The sequence below is a fragment of the Bradyrhizobium betae genome (assembly GCF_050632175.1).
Taxonomy (GTDB): Bacteria; Pseudomonadota; Alphaproteobacteria; order Rhizobiales; family Xanthobacteraceae; genus Bradyrhizobium; species Bradyrhizobium betae_B.
The window spans coordinates 829,148-844,941 of the sequence record NZ_CP192576.1; the positions used below are offsets into that span (position 1 = coordinate 829,148).

Below are 15,794 nucleotides of genomic sequence, written 5' to 3' on the forward strand. Positions count from 1 at the left end.
TCACCGCTTGATGATCCTCGCGACATTCTCGAAGCCTCGTTTGGCGAAGTAGAACGAGACGACGAGATTGGCGGTGATCGCCGCGAACCCCGCCAGAGCATCAGTGGTACCGAAGCCGAGAACCTTGTCCCACACGAGCAGTTTGGCAAAATAGATCGTGACGCAGTAGCCGATCAGTTTATCCGGCTCGTACCAGTGCCCGAGCTCGGCGATCCTGTACTGCATGACGGCTTTGGTTTCAGCCGTCTGTGACGCGATCTCGCCCGCCGCGAGATCCGCCGCGATCCTGGCATCTACATTTTCAGCCTTCAGCTTCGCGCTGTAGGCGTCGATCAGGGCCTTGACGACGGGGCCGCCAAGAAACGAGATGAGCGTCATCCACATTGATCTTTTCTCCGAAGGGTTCGCAGGCGCGCGATGATCGTCACCACGGAAATCACCAGCATGATGCGCCCCGTTGTCTTGACGTCACCGATCGCGGAGCTGATCTGATCCTTGACGCCGGGATCGCCCAGCGCGTCGGCGAGGTCGTCGATGATCGAAGCGAGCGCACCGGCAAACGCGATGCAATAGCTCCAGGCGATAGTCACCGAGTGCAGGCAGACCGCCTTGAGTCTTGCGAGCATCATGATTTGGCCCGCAGGGCAGCAAGCCTCGCCTCAAGCGATTTGATCAGCGTATCCGTGCCGGTCACGAGGCGGAGGACCGGGTCCCTGCAAAACCAGCCGGCGGCAAAGCCAGCAGCAAAGAGAGTGATGTCGAGGATCGTCAGCATGTTCACTTCCTTCCAATAATCGCTCTGACCAGATTGGCCACGAACGCGCCGATCGAGCCCTTCGACGGATTCGTCAGCGAAGGCCTTGCCGAATTACCGGCGATCGGGCTTTGCGCGATGTTCGCTCCGGCAAAGCCGATCGTGGGATCGAGTTCCATGAGAGCGATCATGAGTGCCGCGCATCCCAGTTGCAGATCGACCTTGCCGGGATCGTAAACGCCATCCCGCACGTACTTCCCGGCGCGGTATTGGTTGGTGCCGGCCCAGAGATAAGGCGAAGGCACACCGCGCGCGGCGTAACCGATACCGTTGTACGTCTCGAGCGCCGTCAGCGCCGCGGCTATCGACCAGTCCTTGTGACGGGCAAGGAAGGGCGGACATTTCACGAGCGCGTCGATCGCAGCCGCCTCCCACGAGACGAACGGACCTCGTCCAGCCGGCACATGAACCGAGACGCGGTCGAAGGGGTCACCCTGGGCCAGGGACGCCCTCCAGTCCTGGGAGGATTCCCGCTCGTGAATGACCGCGATTGCGGGCCAGGGAACGCCGGTCTCTCGCGCCACGGCCTGGTAACGCTGCCTGGCCTTGTAAAGACGCAAAGCAACTTTGGCGGCCTCGGCTTTCCGGGTCGGCCGGGCATCCGCCCAGCGCTTCGCATTCGCCCGAGTAAGGGCGTTCAGGTCTACCATGGGTTGACTCGGTTGGGGGTTGGGGTGGTATCAAACCACAATGAGAAACATACTGAAACAGAACGCTACATTGCGCCGGGCGATCTATTGGGCTCGGATGCTGAGAGCGTCCTCGCAATCTAACGAGGGTTCGATTATCGAACGTCTAGCGACCCAGGCGCCCAAGACCTTCGTTGAATTTGGATTCCATCCCGTCGAGTTCAATTGCCTGCCACTGGTTAAGACGGATGGATGGCAAGGTGTGTTGATCGATGGAAATGCAGACCAAGTCGAAGATGCAACTCGCTTGCTGCCAAAGAACGTAACAGCTCTTCAACGCTTCATCACGCTCGATAACATTGACTTTGTAAGGGACCTTTTTCCTCGACTTGGCATACTTTCGATTGACGTGGACGGCAACGACTATTGGTTTTTAGAACGTCTCATCGAAACAAGACCGACTGTTATTTGCGTAGAATACAACTCAAGTTTTGGACTTGAGCCAGTTACTATTCCTTACCACTCCGATTTTGACCGCCATAAGTACCACACCCGAGGGTGGTATCACGGCGCCTCCATAACTGCTCTTGCTTCGCTTTGCGCCAAACATGGATATGGACTGGCGGCCGTCTCCTCCGGAGGCATGAACGCCATTTTCACAACGACAGGAGATTTAGATCCTGGAAAGGAATGGAAAGCGAACTCGTTTCGCGAACGCCATTCAGGAATTGCTCACGATCAGCAATGGGCGTCATTGAGAGATATGCCGCTCATCAGGGTCTAAGCAACTCCGATCTATGGCATCGACTGAAGGATTACTCAGCACAGCCAAAAGCTACTCGTCGGATTGAGATGCTAGCGCGGAGCGGAAATTGAAAGTCCCGTAAGCTATAATTCCCATCAAATGATTCGAATGACGTAGTTGCAGATAATTGTCGGCTGCACGTTATTGTGCGCACCACCGCCACCTGCGTTCTGGATAGAAATCCCTGTGGTAGCAATTGGAATGCTCGTGTGCGTCATCTGAAAGGCGTTTCCACCATCAGCAGCACTACCGCTGATGTTGTCGCCCCATAGTCCGGCAGAGACCCCGTTGGGTGTATGTGTATGACCAGGATCAGTGACTCCATGACTGTGAGCGGGCATCTGCGCAACAGTGAGATTTTGGCTCTCAGATCCCCCAGCCGCGCCGAGGCTGGTGGCCATCGCGCCCAAATATGACGATGTCAATCTCCCCGCCGCCAAGCCCCCCATATCGTCCTTCTTTGCTGTTACGCGACCGCGGAGATCAGGAATATTAAACGTGCTGGATGCATCGCCCACGCCATACGTTGTACCAAACAGTGCGAATAAATTGCTGTATATTGAACGCGAAATCGCTTGACCATACGCAAACACAAACGAGCTGTTCGGCGCTGTCGTGCCCCAATAATCGAAACCCGCCCCTATCGGGATATTGTACGGATTTCCGTATAGTCCACGAAGGTAGAATACCCCGTCCGAATTGCTATAGAGGGCAACGTAGGGAGTACCTTGGATTATAGTTCCAGCCGGCAATTCTGTGCTTGGCGCCGAACGCAACGGCTTCGATGCCAAACCGTCAACGCTCAATGTCACCGTCGCCCCATTCGTCGCATGCGGTGTGAACGCGACGACCTGGCCGTTCAGCTGCGCAAGCGACTGGAAGACCTGATAGGTGTTGACCGCATAGGCTGTACTGGTTCCAGTCGTCACGATCGCGCCGGCGACGTCGTCGCGGTGCTTTGCGATCGCCGCCATCATGGCCCGCGCCGAGTCGTTGACACTGGCGGGGGACTGTCCCTCCGCCCAGTTGATCGTCGAGATCCGCCGTGGCGTCAGCCGAAGCCGTTTGAGACCATTTATAGAGAGTCATCCTGTATCCTTGATGTGAGCGGCGCCGGGTCGCCGTCGCGTGTTGCGAGGAGTCGCTGCTGCGGGCCGTCAGTCCGGCGTTTTCGCCGCTTTGCCGCAGAGCTCGATGTACTGTGCGCAGCGACAGGACGGCGCCCGGGCAGTGAGAAGGTTGCGGATCACGCCTGCGGGAACACCGGGGCTCTCGCTCGCGATTTCGGCCACGCGTGCATCGATGATGCCGTCGATCTCCGCGCGCAATTCCTCGATCCGATCTTCAAGCCTCGACATGCGCTGCTGCTTCATTGCCATTTGTTCTTTCGTACTTCATTTGGGCTTCGAATGTCGCCAGCTTCTGGCGGACGGATGCGGCCTCGTTTTGCGCGCGCCGGAGCGCCCGCTCCCGCTGAGCTTCGTGCGAGGCCAGATGAACCTGTAGATCGTGGGGTAACGCGGCGAACCGCCGCTTGAACTGCGTCGGCCAGGACCGCGGCGGCGGGATCGCCGCAATTGCGCTCATCGCGTCTGCCGCCGGGCCGCCGAGGGTCGGGTCGGCTAGGCCGAGCGCAGTGTGCATACGCGATATCTCCTGCATGGTTGGCCAAAGCCGGCTCATGCCGAGCGACGCACAGTCGGTCGCAAAACGCGCTACAGATGCGGGTGTCGCCGGACATGCGGTCACGCCGTTCAGCTCACACCATTTGACGAACATCGGCGCATCGCGCAATCGGGCCTGCGCAAGCGCCGTGAGCAACGGATGGGTCATCGCTTCGCGTTGCGCAGTGCCTCATGGAGGCCGCCCATGCGCCGGCGCAGATCCACCAGCTGGACGCGCTTTCGCAAGCTGTGAGGGCTCGAGTCGATGTCGCCGCCCAATTCGGCATCGAACCTCTCGAGTGCCGCCACGCGCTTCTTCAAACCGTAGAGCGCGAAGTTCTCCGCGATCCGCTCCGGCGACATCGGTTCGCCATAGAGATTGCCGGTGATGGAGGCGGCGCGTTCGATGAAATTTCGTTCGTCTTCGCTCATGGTAAGGTTGCCTTGTCGTAGATTCACTTTGATTAGCCGATAGGTGCGGCCCTTGGATCGATGGAGGTTCCCTATGGCTGGAAAAATATCGGTGGCGCGATTTGCCACTCCGGCCTCGTCGTCGCACTTCCCGGGGCGCCACCATCGGTCGACGAGATCGGCCACTCTTGCCGCGACCGGGGAGAGTCTCCATTGGCGGGGCAAACGGATTTGGATAGAGATACAGTTCGTTCCTGTCTCGGGTAGTCGGTGACATTGCTGGAGGCAGCTCGATTGGATCGGATGGCCCTGCCCCCTCGATTTGGGTCCGGAGTTCTTTGGCATGCCCGCGGAGATGTCTGAGCACGTCTCCCAGGATATTGGCAGGATCGTTGACACGTCCTTGCAAGCCAGCGAACGATCCAATGTAACCGTCAAGATCATCGGCTCGAGCCTGCCAATCCTTCTGGACCCCATCCAAATAATAGGACTGGTCGCCCTCCAGTAGATCGGCCAGTTGCCTGCGAACGATATCGTAGACGCGCGTGCGATCAGCCTCCGCGATCGCGATATCGGGATTGAGAGGAGGTAAATACTGCCGCTCGATGGTGGACATGATGAGTTCCTCTGGAAACATGCCTGTCCGGTCCTGCGATCAACGAATGATCGCAAGAGGATTCGGCTAACGGACAAAAAGCTGACAGCGCGCAGAAACGCCGAACTATCTCAAGTCCGAAAACTGGAGATAGAGAAGCCCCAAATGAATGTTCTGGACAACTTCGTTTTGCTTGCGCGCGTGTCCTTCATAGATGCGCAGGTAAAGCTGTGGCTCGGTAAGCTCGACTGCAACACGACGCTCCCCGCCGGAAAAAAGCAGCAACCGGCACTGCGGCTGCGCCCGCCATCGGCATAAACGACCACCTCATGACGACTCGAACGCTGAACGGTGAACGTTATCGTCAGATCCGCCTTAGGCAGGTTTATGCTACAATACTTCTCATACCAGCATTCTCTCGTCGTCCCCGCTTCGTTGAGTAACCCAGTTGCATCGGCGGCGACGTCGTCCCCCTCGCGCCGTCGAAAGCGTAGGAAACGGTATAATCACCGCCAAATGCAGCAACCGACGGGAGAAGGCCTGTCACGACAAGCATCGCGGACAAGATAAATCTCAGCATGGACATCCTATCTTGCATGTACGACGTCGAATTCAGAGGCAAATGATATACATCTGTCCTTCCGACGAAGGTCTGACATTACACACCAGGTTCGGTCGACCGACCGTCTTCGCGCGGTGGAGCGCGACTGCGTCCTTGAGGTTGCCAGGGCTGGAAAGTCGGGCGCTCGACGTGCGCAGATCATAAGGTAATGAGCCCGAAGGTGACGATAAAGCCCCCCGTCACAAACGGGAATTGATGAAACATCGAGAACGATGATAGCCAACCACTGGGATGCCGAGAAATTCAATGCGCCCTGCCTTCAGCCACAGATTGCACCATGTGTCGGCCGGACTCAACGCCTGCCCGTCTTCCGTGCTTGATAAAGCGCCACCGCGTCTTTAAGATCGCCGGAGTTCGAAAGGCGAGCATTGAGCGAACGCATATCCGATTGCTCACGTTCGGACCGCGTCGCGGACATGCCCGGTCGCATCACCGGCGGGACTGATTTTGCGACGGCAGCCTCCCTCGCCTTCATCATCAAGCGATACTTCCCGGCGTCGTACATCATCCGCTGGAACGTCGCATTGCGCATCAGCGGCTCGCTGTCGAAGAGACGCCGCAATTGATCCGGTTCGATGCCGCTGGCCTTCGCCGAAGCCATGATTTCCTGCGCGACGGCCTGCCTGACGTCTCTCGTCTCTTCCTTGAGCAGCGTCTCCAGCCTGGCATCCTCTGCCCTTGCATAGGTCTGAAAGTCGCGCCGCGAGGCTTCCGCCATCCGCTGCGCCTCATCGTTCTGCCGGGCGCGCAGCTGCTCGCTACCCGCGACAATTGACTGGATACGTGCCAGCTTTGCAGGATCCTGCTGCGCTATTTGCGCGAGGGCTTCCGGAAGCCGCTCCGGGGGAGCCCGGCCAATTCGGGAAACTGGCTGACAAAGCTCACTTGCGCAATCTGCATGGCGGCATCGAGCCCGTCGGCATAGCTCCGCCGCGCGCGTTCGACCTCGCCTATCTTTTCCTCGAGCGCGAGGCGGACCTGCGGATGAAGCATGAGTTGCTCGAGATCGGGATCGAGCTCGGTAGATCGCTTCGCTTGATCCGTCGTCGTATTCGCCGAGGCTTCGACGTCCTCGTCGCGTCCGACGCCGACTTCGGGCTGCTCAAACCCGTAGAACTCCGGAGCATCGGGATCGTTGGCGGCCACTTCAGCGCGCAGCGCATCGATCCTAGCAGCAAGCGCCTCCGAAGACTCGCTCTCGGCGATCTGCCTGTCACCGGCCGTTGCGCTTGCATAGTCCCGCGCCGCGCGCGAAAGGCTTACAGCCTCGTTTGCGGCGGCGGGCTTACCTTCCGAATTTGTATACTGCCTGACGACGATTTCAGGCTGTGAGCCGGATCTCCGGTCGGCGGCCTCACGTAGCGATGTACTATCGCTATCGATCGACTGGCGTTCGCCTTCCCTGCCCGGGTCGGGCATTTCCGCATAACCTGCATTCGCCAGATCAAAGGCTGCACCAGTCAGTTCTGCATCGGCTTGAATAGTCATGTTTAGCCTCCCCACGTTCCCTTGAAGGGAGTCAGCAGGCTATTGATGCCGCCGGCGATCGTTGCAAACTGATCCGCCCCGGATTTCTGCTGCGTCCCCGTCGTTGTGCTGTTTCCCTGCGTCCCAAGCTGGGCGATCGGCACGCCGATCTGCGCGAGCAGGCTCAACGCCTGCACGGGAATGCCCCTGCGTTGTGCCTCCTCCGCCAGAGTGGCGTTGGCTCCGTAGTTCCGTGCATCGAGCGCCGACTGCGCTGCGGTGACACCCTGGCCGCGATTGACCAGATCGCTCTGTTGCATCTGGGTCAGCGTGTTGGCCGTGGTGTTGCCGGCATTGTACAGCGCATTCGTCGCGGCAAGCTGGTTCGCCACATCCTGATTGTATTGCGCGGCGATCACCGGCGCCTCGGCCGCCGCGACACCCCTTCCATACGCCATCATGTTGGCGCCGCTGAAGTCGCGGCCCGCGGCGGCGAACTGCGAGTTGACATCATTGCCGACATCCGACCGAATCTGCGCGAGCTGCGCGGTCAGGGCCGGATTGTTGCCGACCATGCTGCCGTTCGCATAGGGCGTCAGCCAGTTGCGATAGGCCGCGAGGTTATCCTGCACATTGGCGGCCTGCGCGGCGGCGCCGCCGCCACTCAGCATAGATTGCGCGTAGCTTGCGATCTGCCCCGCATAAGGATTGCCCGCCGCAGCGTTGTTCTTCAGCGTGTCGAGCGCCGAGCTCTCCGCCGACGTCAGGCCGGTGTTGTTGAGCCCGGCACCGATCTGATTCAACATCGATTGTAGTGCAGGCTGCGCGGCGGCCCATGGCGCCGTCTGTGATTGCTTGGTTTCTGTGGAGGTGGATTGTCCGCCCATGGACGAGATTCCTTTTGAACTTGAGTATGTACTGTGCCGAGACGTTCGCGCGAGCATAAGCGAGGGCGCGGCCCCCGATAGAACGATGTGAAACTGTCAGTCATGGATCGTAGATCACGCGATTCGTCAGGCCCAATCGCATCGCGATCCCATCGACCTCCTCCTGACTGTCGGAGTAATGCTGGTAGACAACCTTGGGGCCTTATCCAGGACGCAGGCCTCGGACAAAGCAAAAAAGGATGAAACTGGCGCAGGTAAACAAGCAGAACCCGCGCACGACAACGGCCGCATTGCGACCTGAGCACATTCGCCAATTGGACTGCGCGCGCGGGGGCACCTCGACGGCTACGAACGATGGCGATGCCCTGGTGCGCCAGTCTGCGGCGGCCGAAACATTCAGGTCTGAAACGATCGAGCCATCAAGACAAAGAATGCGCTTATCTTGCGACAACGCGATCGGCCGCGCCAAGTCGCCGCGATAGTCGGCCGCGCGAGCGTAAGGGGCAAAGTCCGTATCTTGTGCTGCTGCTCGATGGCCGCCTATGCAAATCGACAAGCCGAGAAACGCAAGCTCATATCTCGCAAACCATTGGGAGAGCGAGGCCTCGGCTCCACGTGCCAGGCTGTATCGCGATCCATCAACTGTCGTGAACCGCGTGATGCCTCCCTCACTCGGATGACGCTCGAACCACGACATTTTCGGCCTCTACGCCTGCGTAGCAAGCAGCCCTTTTTATCTAGAACAAATAAAGAACATGCGCAACCCCTGGTGGCGCGTGGAGCGCAAAAAATCCTTCATGCGGCCGGCGGCGTCGGCAACATTCCCCGACGCGCGTCCCTCCGCTAGTTCAAGCGCTTGTCGATGATCGCAAAGGTCTCGTTGTATCCATCGAGAACGCGGCCCCAGCCTTTCCGTCCGAAGATACGCACGCACTGGCAGCCCTCCGCTGCGGCGTACTCTTCGATCCCGCATATCAGTGATAGCCAGCGCGTCATGCCAGCGCCGGCGCATGCCGTGATGACACAGATCTTCCCCGCCTCCGTCTGCTGGAGGCTGGTCGACGCGGCGGCCTCGATCGTCGTTCCGTTCCAGGCGACCCAGAGCAGCGAGGTGCCATCGAGGATGTCGCGCTCGATCGTCGCGAACGTCGACAGACCCGTCTTCGCAATCGCTTGCCGTAGCAGAGGAGCCATCACCGGCCAGATCGAGTGCACGTGCTCCGGATCGATGCAGATGAGCCGCGTGTTGCCAGCGCACTGATCGCGCCGGAGATCACATGTGTCCGGCATTTCAAAACAGAAAGAAAATCGGAGGCTGAACCGGCCCTGCCGGATTGGTTCTCCGCCCCGTGATAGCCAACAGTCTGTCAAGAAGACCGTCGACGCCCGCGTATGTCTTCGGAGCAAAGAAATCATCGTCGCGAAAACCCATATCTACCTCCATATCGGGATCTAAGAATTCGGGATCTGCACGGAGTTTGCCCACTCGAAGCAAGCAAGCGTGGTTGCGATGCCGGACGATCCATCTATAGCTATCGAGCCGGCCACTGCCGGATGTGACAGATGAAGCTGCTACTCGTTGCGTTCGCCATGATGTTGAGCAACACCGCCGCTCTGGCCGTCGACTTCCGCTGGACCCTCGGCTATGGCCAGGGCACGCTGGAAGCCAACATCGAGAACAGCGCCGGATCCACCTTCAGCATCTATTGTCCAGCCGGCAGCGACGACAAAACGCCGGGCATGTTCATCATGGTCACGCGGATCAAGCCGCAGGTCAAAGAGACGGTCACCGCGCAGATCATCGTGGACGGCAAGAACCACCCCTTCCTGCTCGACGGGAGCCGGTTCAAGGCAGAGGGAGGTCAGAACCAATCGGATTTTAGGCAGCTGGTCATGCCGCTGGCCACGACCAAACAGAAATCCTTCGTCGTCGAATTCCCCAAGTATCAGACCCAGGAGACGTTTTCGCTCTTCGACTTCCGAAAAACTTTGGGGACCGCGAAGAAGACCATCATCCGCGAATGCGATAACGGGGCGTGATGTGAGATCGCGCGCTAAATCGTTTAAGCCATGGGATCGTCGGGATCATCTGCGACGCAGTCGACCGAGGCGCAAGGCGCTGGCCGACTCCAAATCTCGCCAGTTAGTTGCAATCCTCGCCTTCCGAACGAGGCTCCAATATGAGCAGCGTGTGACGACTCCTCCCGGGAATTCCGAGTTGCTCTTAGGCCGAAGGCGGCAACGTGCGATGAGCATCGTGCACGTAACCTTCTTGAACGAGCCAGATGCCGTCCTCCAGACCTTTCTCCAAAGCCTTGAATACTAAGGCAAGATCGGTCGTCGGCGGCACGTCGACAGAGTAGACAGTCCAGATCTCACCGCTCCATTTTTCGTTGCCACTCTCATAGGTACAACCGGCGTCCTCCATAGGCTGCCAATAGCTCGAGACACGAACGTCACCAGGTTTCACAAGGAGCACAAATGTTGAATGTCCGCTCCGCTTGATAACTTCCGCGAACTCGTAAACGCTCCTGTTCTTCGTAGGCGACGCAGCCACGATGTCGCCAAAGCTAACTTCTCTTGCACAGAACGGCGAGTTATTGATCTTGAACACAAGCCTGTCGTTGTAAAATAGCGGCTCTGCCCACATGCTTTCGCTTCCCCCTCCGTGCCAATCATTCGGGTCTAGCTCAAACAAGATCCGCACCTTGTCTCTCGTCATACTCTCTAGGCTCCCTCTCTTATGGAGTACCACTCATCGGCCGATCGACCTCCCTTGTTAAGATTGCAATCCCGACAGGACGGTAGATAGTTCTCCGGTGAGTTATTCCCTCCCTGAACCTTCGGAATATTGTGCTCGCGATTGAACTGATTCGGGCCAGGCTTTCGAGTAGTCTCCGTACCACAGTAGAAGCAAGGGGGCGTTTCAGGCCCTTCGTTGCCGAACGAACGTGGAAAGTCTTTGCCTGCATTTGCCCCCCGCTCGAGCCTCTCGGTATTGCTAAGCGAGGTATAACGAAGGGCCGAACAAAGACCGTCGGCGGGAAAAATTGCGCAAATTGCGTCGGCCCGTCCTGTGTCGCTTCCAATCCCCGCGCATTGGGCGGGTATGAACCAAAGACGCCGGCGAAAGGCCGATAATCAAGCGAAAGCGGCTGTTCAGTTTTGCTCTTAGGCCCGGGCAAACTGAGCGATTCAACATAGCTACCAATAGGTGATCCACGCATCGGAAGGGGAGCACTCGTATTTGAAACCGAGGGGGGCACTCGCGATAATTGTCTGAAGTTTGGATCGAACTGAAGATGATCAGATCTGGGCACGAAATATCTCGCCTTTCTAATTCCTAGCTAGTGTGAGCTCTGCAAACGAGCAGTTGATGGAAACGTTCGTCTAGGTTGCCGGGCGAAGCACATGAACTCGCGCGATTGCGCGCGTCGTCCGTCCTTCACCCCACCACCGCCCACAAAAACACCCGCCCCGCCGTCGCAGCGTTCGCATGCGTGATCGTGAACGCGCCGTTCGCGACCGCGCTCACAAACATCGTGCCGTTGCCGACCTCCGTCGCCGCATTCGCTGACGCCGGCACCAGGATCGGCACCGAGCCTGCCGCGCAATTCGCAGTCGTCACCGTCGTGCTCGAAGCGCCCGATGCCAGCGTCACGCTGCCGACGGCGTTCGATCTGCCGGCAGCGAGCTGCTGGATCGCTAGAACGATCTTCTTCAGGTCAGTCTCGGTGATTCCTGGAACGTAAGCCGTCATAACGTGCCGCTCGACGTGAGATCGGGAACGACGCCGGCGCAGAAGGACCACGACGTCGCAGCCGGAATGCGCACCTTGAAGCGGGAATAGCGGGTGTCGCGCCTGACGTCGCAGCGGCCGGTGCGAGCATTGACCAGGACTTCCGCACCAGGCATCGCCGACGCAGCCGGAGTGTCGCGCCACGAGACCGAACCGAACAGTGTTGCCGCATCGGTCACCGGACGGAAGCCGCGGATAGTGATACGGTTCTCATCCGTGCCCTGCTCCGGGCTCTCCAGCGTCGCCTCGAGACTGGGGCCGCGGAAGAAGCCGAGCACATGCGCGTTGGAAAACTGTGCGATCTCCGGCTGCACGGCGGTCGCGTAAGCGTCGAGGCTCAGCGTCAATGCATCAAGCGATGACGTGATGCTGTCGAGGTTTTCGAGCGTCAAACCGGTCTGCGAGATGCCCAGAAGATACTCTCCCGTCACCTCGACCGGGAAGAACCGGTCGAGCAGGAAGTCATAGCCGAGCAGCTTGTCGTAGGTACCGACGGTGCCTGACACAGACTTGTAGGCCCAATAGACGCGCGTGGAGCGCGGATCGGCCGCTCCCATGAAGAGTTGGAGGTTGCCCTTGTCGAGATCGGCAAGAAAGCTGCGATCGACCTTCTCGCGTCCGATCTGCTGCGGCACGCCGCCCGGCTCGATCTTGTGAAAGCCCTGGCCGGCGTAGAAGAAGATGCGCTCACCGGCGCGGATGATCGAGTACGGCGCATAGAGACCCTTGTCCTGGGTGATGCGATCGATCTGGAAGATGATCGGCGAGCCCGGCACGTAGGACATGCGCCGGATCGCCTGGTCCTGAAAGATGACGCCGGATTCGCCTCCGGCGACGCCGCGAACGATGCCGCCGTCTGGAAAGTCCTGGAAGTCAGACGACTTGATGCCGCTGGTCCAGCTATCCGCGGCGTTGAAATTATTCAGCCCGGACCACTGGATCCGGTACGGCGTCGAGAGCAGTCCGGACAGCACCAGAAAACGACCGACCACGCTAATGTAGGCGGCCTGGGGCGGCGAACCCAGCGCGTCAGCGAAGGCCGTCGACGACGAGAGGTCGAAGATTTGCAGCACCGCATTGGCCTGCGTCGCAAAGACGAAGTTGCCGGTTTGGGCAAACTGCCATTGCGCGGTCGCGGAGAGCGCCGAATAGGACGCCCCGCCCTTGGAGACATCGACCCAGGTGAAATCGATGTTGTTGAGCCGGTAAAGCCTGGTGCTCGTCCCGGCAAAGGTAATGACAGTGCCGTCGGATTTCAGCGCATAGAACGCACCCCGGCACGGCGCCGGCAGCGCCGATGTATAGGCCGAGAAGGATGGAAACGGCCCATAGCCGTCACCGCGCGGAATGACGTTGAGGATGTTGCGCGTGGCCTGCCCCTCATAGTCGCTGACGTCGGGGCGGTATTCGCCATAGGATAGGAGGGGCATTATTCGTTCGTCCATGACTCTGAGTGAACCGCAGCAGCCGCCCAAGGAGTTTCAGCAGCGGCTGTTTCCATCCATGTACGGACGGAAGAGCCACGGTCGCTCCACTCGGAAGAGGAAGTCGTCACATCGGGCTGCCACGTCACGGCATCAAATGGTCGTCTGACCCAGGCCTCGAAATCTCGTTCATAGTTCGAAGCCGTGCCGGCGACGGCGAGCACCATCGGCTCGGCGCTGAGCGCTACCGAACCCGAACTTGCAAGGCCCGACAGGATGAAGCCGCCGGGCGCAGCGACCGCATTGAGCGCGTTTCGGCTCCCGAACCCTGCAACAGCAAAGCTCCCGGACGTGGCGGCTTCTGCCACGTTGAAGGCCGCCGTCGTGCCAATGAAAGCGAAAGTTGCCGGGCCGCCGATCGCCCAGGTGTTCAGCGCAGCGGCGTTGGCTGCGAAATCGAACGCGCCGGCGCCGAGAGCTAGACTGCCGCTGAACTTCGCGGGTATGGTTGCGGCGACGAAGGAACCGATCGCCGCATTGAGTGTGATCTGGATTGCGCCCGAAACAACGACTGGCGGCCGCAGCCGCCGATACGCCTTCGACCAGCCACGCCGAAACACATATGCCATGGCTTAGGGCAGCTCCCGCCACTTGACGGTACCGGAAACGATCGTCGATGCCGGAGTACCGGGAATGTCGAGAACAAGCGCTTCGCCGGCCTGAATGGTTTCGCGATCCTCAGGCGCGGGCAAATATTGCCAGGGTGTGAGGACGTTCCATTGCCAGGCGGCGAGAAGCACGGGCGTGCCTGACGTCGTCGCCTGCGTCGTATCGTTGGCGCGCGCGGTCGCCGTCGCTGCCTTGGTGTCGCCGGAATCGATCGCGTTACCAGTCGGCGCGCTGCCGCCGGAGCCGAGCGTGACCGTCGCAGGCAAGCGTTTCAGGCGCAGGCGGATTTCCGCCGGTGCTGTGACGCCACCTGCAGACAGATCGATTTCATGAAGCTCGATGCCGTTCGCGGCACCCGCCTTCAACGCAACGACATCCTGCACGGCCGCAATCGTCACGTTCTCGAACATGGTTGAATAGACACGCTGTCCCAAGGGTCACCTCCGCAACAAAGGACGTATGAATTTTCCGGGAATGATCGCCGGCCCCGGCGTGAAACTGAGAATGACGACGCCAGCCCCCTGTGCCGCCAAAGAATGTGCCCGCGCCTGTACCGAAGCTGGCTCCGCCGCCGCCGCCGCCGAGACCATTCGTGCCGGCATTGCCGTTGCTACCAACGCCCGATGCTCCGGCCGCGCCGCCGCCACCCGCACCGCCTGGTCCAGGATTGCCCGCGGTGTAGAAGCCACCCCCACCGCCGCCTCCGTAGACGACAGACGAGCCGGAGATCGCGTTGGCGATGCCGCCGCCGCCCGAGCCGCCTTGTGTGCTGCTTCCGCCGCCGCCGACTGCCCCAGCGCCACCTCCACCGCCGCCGCCAAGCGTGCCGGAACTGGCGGAGCCTCCACCGGCACGCACGTTCGCGCCAGACCCAGCCGCTGCTCCGCCCGCACCGCCGCGCCCGTCCCCGCCGCCCGATCCGCCGCTACTCGCGGTAACGCTTTGCGCGCCGCCACCGCCGCCACCCGGCGCCGTGCCGAAGCCACCGAACAACGACGCGCCGCCGTTGCTGCCGGGCGACGTACGGGTCGAGCCGCCTGCGCCGCCGCCGCCAACCGTGACGGAGACCTGCTTCGTTCCTTGCGCGAGCGCAGCACTGCCAGGCGCAACATCACCGGCCCCGCCTCCGCCTGCACCGGCCGAGTTGCCTGGACCGCCGCCACCACCGCCCCCGCCACCAACGGCAAGGTAAGAGGTCGAATAAACGAAACCCGGAACGTTCCATTGTGTGGTCCCGACAGTCGAGAAGGTCTGGACAGTCGCGAACGCATACACGACGCCTGGGATCAGCAGTCCCGGAAACCACGACGGCGTGGGCAAATCCCAAATCGACGGAGCTGGCCCGAGATCGAGCAGGTCCGACCAGAAACGCAGAGCGTCCGAGAGATCGTCAAAACGGCCCTGCCACAGGATGCGGCCGCCAATACCGTGCGCAACGATCTTGTAGTGGGTCAGATCGCCTTGCGGCTCCCACCACAGCGGATCATTCGGACGACGCAGCCAATCCCTCGAGAGGACGACGCGACGGGCACGGTACTCGGTACCAACATGATCAATGACCACGCGCCCTCACTCAGGTGATCGTCAGAACGCCGTTGACCTGGTCCAGATCAACAGTGAACGAATTGCCATTGGTCAGCGTGATGGGAACGCCATAGTCCCACCAGCCGATCAGCGGCTTGGTGGACGACGTCGCGTTGTACAGCACCGCGTATTGAAATGGTCCGATCGAACCGCCCGAGGCCGTCCAGGATGGATCTGTGCCCCCGGTGAACTTGAACGTCCCCGTCGTTTGCGCACCCGTGATGGTCCCGATGCTGTTGCCGCCTGACGTGTAGCCATTGCCGGCTCCGAGATCGGCCGGCGTGTTGTAGACCGTATTGGCTGCGACCGGTGCCGCGTTGGTCAGATACACCTTGTACACTTGCGCCGTGCCGGTCTTCATGTCGTGCAGCGCGTTGGCGACGTCTTGCACGAAGCAGTAGAACTTGTTGAAGCTTGCCATTGT

Annotated in this window: 24 protein-coding genes; 3 read left to right on the top strand and 21 right to left on the bottom strand. The window is 60.1% G+C overall.

The annotated features are described in order from the left end of the window. The 4 genes from ACQ86E_RS04155 to ACQ86E_RS04170 are packed head-to-tail and all read right to left on the bottom strand — an operon-like array spanning position 1 to position 1,464. Positions 1–384, bottom strand: a complete 384-nt coding sequence (locus ACQ86E_RS04155) for a hypothetical protein (RefSeq protein ID WP_431204319.1) — start codon at positions 382–384, stop codon at positions 1–3. Beyond that, on the bottom strand, positions 375–629 hold the full coding sequence (locus ACQ86E_RS04160; RefSeq protein WP_431204320.1) for a hypothetical protein: 255 nt from the start codon (positions 627–629) through the stop codon (positions 375–377). The genes ACQ86E_RS04155 and ACQ86E_RS04160 overlap by 10 nt, the downstream gene beginning before the upstream one ends. Continuing rightward, positions 626–775, bottom strand: a complete 150-nt coding sequence (locus tag ACQ86E_RS04165) for a hypothetical protein (protein WP_431204321.1) — start codon at positions 773–775, stop codon at positions 626–628. Before ACQ86E_RS04165 ends, ACQ86E_RS04160 begins: the two co-directional genes overlap by 4 nt. 2 nt (positions 776–777) lie before the next feature. Continuing rightward, positions 778–1,464 (bottom strand): hypothetical protein, encoded by a 687-nt coding sequence (locus ACQ86E_RS04170; protein ID WP_431204322.1) that lies wholly within the window; start codon positions 1,462–1,464, stop codon positions 778–780. A gap of 97 nt (positions 1,465–1,561) precedes the next feature. On the opposite strand from ACQ86E_RS04170, the gene ACQ86E_RS04175 reads away from it, so the two are divergent. After that, positions 1,562–2,227, top strand: a complete 666-nt coding sequence (locus ACQ86E_RS04175; protein WP_431204323.1) for a hypothetical protein — start codon at positions 1,562–1,564, stop codon at positions 2,225–2,227. A gap of 116 nt (positions 2,228–2,343) precedes the next feature. On the opposite strand, the gene ACQ86E_RS04180 is transcribed toward ACQ86E_RS04175, so the two are convergent. The 4 genes from ACQ86E_RS04180 to ACQ86E_RS04195 all read right to left on the bottom strand — a co-directional run bounded on the left by ACQ86E_RS04180 (position 2,344) and on the right by ACQ86E_RS04195 (position 4,509). Beyond that, positions 2,344–3,225 carry a phage tail protein gene (locus tag ACQ86E_RS04180; protein WP_431204324.1) on the bottom strand — a complete coding sequence of 294 codons (882 nt, stop codon included), beginning with the start codon at positions 3,223–3,225 and terminating at the stop codon, positions 2,344–2,346. A 180-nt stretch (positions 3,226–3,405) separates the two neighbouring features. After that, entirely contained in the window at positions 3,406–3,621 is a 216-nt protein-coding gene (locus ACQ86E_RS04185) for a hypothetical protein (protein ID WP_431204325.1), read from the bottom strand. Beyond that, positions 3,593–4,081, bottom strand: a complete 489-nt coding sequence (locus ACQ86E_RS04190) for a hypothetical protein (protein WP_431204326.1) — start codon at positions 4,079–4,081, stop codon at positions 3,593–3,595. Before ACQ86E_RS04190 ends, ACQ86E_RS04185 begins: the two co-directional genes overlap by 29 nt. Further along, the gene (locus ACQ86E_RS04195) at positions 4,078–4,509 is read right to left on the bottom strand and encodes a hypothetical protein (protein ID WP_431204327.1); all 432 of its coding nucleotides are present in this window, start codon (positions 4,507–4,509) and stop codon (positions 4,078–4,080) included. The genes ACQ86E_RS04190 and ACQ86E_RS04195 overlap by 4 nt, the downstream gene beginning before the upstream one ends. A gap of 574 nt (positions 4,510–5,083) precedes the next feature. Between ACQ86E_RS04195 and ACQ86E_RS04200 the strand changes: the two genes are divergently transcribed. Further along, positions 5,084–5,236, top strand: a complete 153-nt coding sequence (locus ACQ86E_RS04200) for a hypothetical protein (protein ID WP_431204328.1) — start codon at positions 5,084–5,086, stop codon at positions 5,234–5,236. A 596-nt stretch (positions 5,237–5,832) separates the two neighbouring features. Here the strand turns inward: ACQ86E_RS04200 and ACQ86E_RS04205 are convergent. From ACQ86E_RS04205 to ACQ86E_RS04225, 5 genes are all read right to left on the bottom strand, one after another. Then, positions 5,833–6,258, bottom strand: a complete 426-nt coding sequence (locus ACQ86E_RS04205; RefSeq protein WP_431204329.1) for a hypothetical protein — start codon at positions 6,256–6,258, stop codon at positions 5,833–5,835. A 92-nt stretch (positions 6,259–6,350) separates the two neighbouring features. Next, positions 6,351–7,028 (bottom strand): hypothetical protein, encoded by a 678-nt coding sequence (locus ACQ86E_RS04210; RefSeq protein WP_431204330.1) that lies wholly within the window; start codon positions 7,026–7,028, stop codon positions 6,351–6,353. A 2-nt stretch (positions 7,029–7,030) separates the two neighbouring features. Continuing rightward, entirely contained in the window at positions 7,031–7,894 is an 864-nt protein-coding gene (locus tag ACQ86E_RS04215) for a tail fiber domain-containing protein (RefSeq protein WP_431204331.1), read from the bottom strand. A gap of 202 nt (positions 7,895–8,096) precedes the next feature. Next, entirely contained in the window at positions 8,097–8,591 is a 495-nt protein-coding gene (locus ACQ86E_RS04220; RefSeq protein WP_431204332.1) for a hypothetical protein, read from the bottom strand. Positions 8,592–8,737: 146 nt separating this feature from the next. Then, the gene (locus ACQ86E_RS04225) at positions 8,738–9,109 is read right to left on the bottom strand and encodes a hypothetical protein (protein WP_431204333.1); all 372 of its coding nucleotides are present in this window, start codon (positions 9,107–9,109) and stop codon (positions 8,738–8,740) included. A gap of 348 nt (positions 9,110–9,457) precedes the next feature. On the opposite strand from ACQ86E_RS04225, the gene ACQ86E_RS04230 reads away from it, so the two are divergent. Beyond that, a complete protein-coding gene (locus ACQ86E_RS04230) occupies positions 9,458–9,934 on the top strand; it encodes a hypothetical protein (RefSeq protein WP_431204334.1) in 477 nt (158 codons plus the stop codon). 184 nt (positions 9,935–10,118) lie between these two features. Here the strand turns inward: ACQ86E_RS04230 and ACQ86E_RS04235 are convergent, their stop codons facing one another. The 8 genes from ACQ86E_RS04235 to ACQ86E_RS04270 all read right to left on the bottom strand — a co-directional run bounded on the left by ACQ86E_RS04235 (position 10,119) and on the right by ACQ86E_RS04270 (position 15,791). Next, on the bottom strand, positions 10,119–10,616 hold the full coding sequence (locus ACQ86E_RS04235; RefSeq protein WP_431204335.1) for a DUF4265 domain-containing protein: 498 nt from the start codon (positions 10,614–10,616) through the stop codon (positions 10,119–10,121). Between the two features lie 5 nt (positions 10,617–10,621). Further along, positions 10,622–11,005, bottom strand: a complete 384-nt coding sequence (locus tag ACQ86E_RS04240; RefSeq protein WP_431206393.1) for an HNH endonuclease — start codon at positions 11,003–11,005, stop codon at positions 10,622–10,624. Between the two features lie 334 nt (positions 11,006–11,339). Next, a complete protein-coding gene (locus ACQ86E_RS04245) occupies positions 11,340–11,654 on the bottom strand; it encodes a hypothetical protein (protein WP_431204336.1) in 315 nt (104 codons plus the stop codon). Then, positions 11,651–13,123, bottom strand: coding sequence for a hypothetical protein (locus ACQ86E_RS04250; protein ID WP_431204337.1), 1,473 nt, complete (start codon positions 13,121–13,123; stop codon positions 11,651–11,653). Before ACQ86E_RS04250 ends, ACQ86E_RS04245 begins: the two co-directional genes overlap by 4 nt. Beyond that, complete coding sequence (locus tag ACQ86E_RS04255) at positions 13,123–13,746, bottom strand: hypothetical protein (protein ID WP_431204338.1); 624 nt, start codon at positions 13,744–13,746, stop codon at positions 13,123–13,125. Before ACQ86E_RS04255 ends, ACQ86E_RS04250 begins: the two co-directional genes overlap by 1 nt. 3 nt (positions 13,747–13,749) lie before the next feature. Next, the gene (locus tag ACQ86E_RS04260; RefSeq protein WP_431204339.1) at positions 13,750–14,151 is read right to left on the bottom strand and encodes a hypothetical protein; all 402 of its coding nucleotides are present in this window, start codon (positions 14,149–14,151) and stop codon (positions 13,750–13,752) included. Continuing rightward, positions 14,114–15,349, bottom strand: coding sequence for a glycine-rich domain-containing protein (locus tag ACQ86E_RS04265; RefSeq protein ID WP_431204340.1), 1,236 nt, complete (start codon positions 15,347–15,349; stop codon positions 14,114–14,116). The genes ACQ86E_RS04260 and ACQ86E_RS04265 overlap by 38 nt, the downstream gene beginning before the upstream one ends. A gap of 10 nt (positions 15,350–15,359) precedes the next feature. Beyond that, positions 15,360–15,791: a hypothetical protein gene (locus tag ACQ86E_RS04270; protein ID WP_431204341.1), complete on the bottom strand. Its 432-nt coding sequence runs from the start codon at positions 15,789–15,791 to the stop codon at positions 15,360–15,362. Positions 15,792–15,794 lie beyond the last annotated feature (3 nt).

Excerpts from the sequence above, each read along its gene's own strand:
- ACQ86E_RS04245 (WP_431204336.1), bottom strand. The coding sequence starts at position 11,654 with ATGACGGCTTACGTTCCAGGAATCACCGAGACTGACCTGAAGAAGATC.
- ACQ86E_RS04250 (WP_431204337.1), bottom strand. The coding sequence starts at position 13,123 with ATGCCCCTCCTATCCTATGGCGAATACCGCCCCGACGTCAGCGACTAT.
- ACQ86E_RS04220 (WP_431204332.1), bottom strand. The coding sequence starts at position 8,591 with ATGTCGTGGTTCGAGCGTCATCCGAGTGAGGGAGGCATCACGCGGTTC.
- ACQ86E_RS04235 (WP_431204335.1), bottom strand. The coding sequence starts at position 10,616 with ATGACGAGAGACAAGGTGCGGATCTTGTTTGAGCTAGACCCGAATGAT.
- ACQ86E_RS04155 (WP_431204319.1), bottom strand. The coding sequence starts at position 384 with ATGTGGATGACGCTCATCTCGTTTCTTGGCGGCCCCGTCGTCAAGGCC.
- ACQ86E_RS04210 (WP_431204330.1), bottom strand. The coding sequence starts at position 7,028 with ATGACTATTCAAGCCGATGCAGAACTGACTGGTGCAGCCTTTGATCTG.
- ACQ86E_RS04215 (WP_431204331.1), bottom strand. The coding sequence starts at position 7,894 with ATGGGCGGACAATCCACCTCCACAGAAACCAAGCAATCACAGACGGCG.
- ACQ86E_RS04270 (WP_431204341.1), bottom strand. The coding sequence starts at position 15,791 with ATGGCAAGCTTCAACAAGTTCTACTGCTTCGTGCAAGACGTCGCCAAC.
- ACQ86E_RS04160 (WP_431204320.1), bottom strand. The coding sequence starts at position 629 with ATGATGCTCGCAAGACTCAAGGCGGTCTGCCTGCACTCGGTGACTATC.
- ACQ86E_RS04200 (WP_431204328.1), top strand. The coding sequence starts at position 5,084 with ATGAATGTTCTGGACAACTTCGTTTTGCTTGCGCGCGTGTCCTTCATA.
- ACQ86E_RS04255 (WP_431204338.1), bottom strand. The coding sequence starts at position 13,746 with ATGGCATATGTGTTTCGGCGTGGCTGGTCGAAGGCGTATCGGCGGCTG.
- ACQ86E_RS04190 (WP_431204326.1), bottom strand. The coding sequence starts at position 4,081 with ATGACCCATCCGTTGCTCACGGCGCTTGCGCAGGCCCGATTGCGCGAT.
- ACQ86E_RS04175 (WP_431204323.1), top strand. The coding sequence starts at position 1,562 with ATGCTGAGAGCGTCCTCGCAATCTAACGAGGGTTCGATTATCGAACGT.
- ACQ86E_RS04165 (WP_431204321.1), bottom strand. The coding sequence starts at position 775 with ATGCTGACGATCCTCGACATCACTCTCTTTGCTGCTGGCTTTGCCGCC.
- ACQ86E_RS04230 (WP_431204334.1), top strand. The coding sequence starts at position 9,458 with ATGAAGCTGCTACTCGTTGCGTTCGCCATGATGTTGAGCAACACCGCC.
- ACQ86E_RS04170 (WP_431204322.1), bottom strand. The coding sequence starts at position 1,464 with ATGGTAGACCTGAACGCCCTTACTCGGGCGAATGCGAAGCGCTGGGCG.
- ACQ86E_RS04180 (WP_431204324.1), bottom strand. The coding sequence starts at position 3,225 with ATGATGGCGGCGATCGCAAAGCACCGCGACGACGTCGCCGGCGCGATC.
- ACQ86E_RS04205 (WP_431204329.1), bottom strand. The coding sequence starts at position 6,258 with ATGGCGGAAGCCTCGCGGCGCGACTTTCAGACCTATGCAAGGGCAGAG.
- ACQ86E_RS04185 (WP_431204325.1), bottom strand. The coding sequence starts at position 3,621 with ATGAAGCAGCAGCGCATGTCGAGGCTTGAAGATCGGATCGAGGAATTG.